The 589-nt window shown below is 74.0% G+C and carries 1 pseudogene; it reads left to right on the forward strand.

What is annotated here, in order from left to right:
* A pseudogene (locus tag AC27KI_RS26895) lies at window positions 1-589 on the forward strand (TolC family protein); the annotation flags it as partial.

Genomic DNA, 589 nt, shown 5'->3' on the forward strand with positions numbered 1-589 from the left:
CTGCGCTCGGCCGATGCCAACCGCGCCCCCGCAGGTCGGCGTGTCCACCGGCGTATCGCGGCAGGCGGGCGCCAACACCGCCACGGGCGGCCCGGTGCCGGCCACGCTGGCCACGGCGGGCTTGAACGTGTCGTATGAGCTCGACCTGTTCGGCCGCCTGTCGCAGGCCAGCGATGCCGCGCGGCTCGACGCCCAGGCACGCGATGCGCTGCTGCAGAGCACGCGGCTCATGGTGCAGGCCGACGTGGCGCAGACCTATCTGCAATGGCGTGCGGTGCAGGCCGAGCGCGTGCTGGTGGAGGAAAGCCTGGCCGCCTACCGCGACACGCTGCGCCTCACGCAGCGCCGCTACCAGGCGGGCGACGTGGCCGAGCTGGACCTGGCACGCGTGCAGACGGAAGTGGCCGCCACCGAATCGGAGGCGCTCGCGTTGGAGCGCCAGCAGGTGCTGCTGAACAACGCCCTGGCCGTGCTGGTGGGTGACGTGGCGAGCGGCTTCGCCGTGGCGCCTGCGGGCAGTGCAGGCGCGGCGGCTGCTGGCGAAGCGGTGCTGCCCGTGATCCCGGCCGGCGTGCCCGGCACGGTGCTG

This window comes from Acidovorax sp. KPB24-03, from assembly GCF_057546605.1.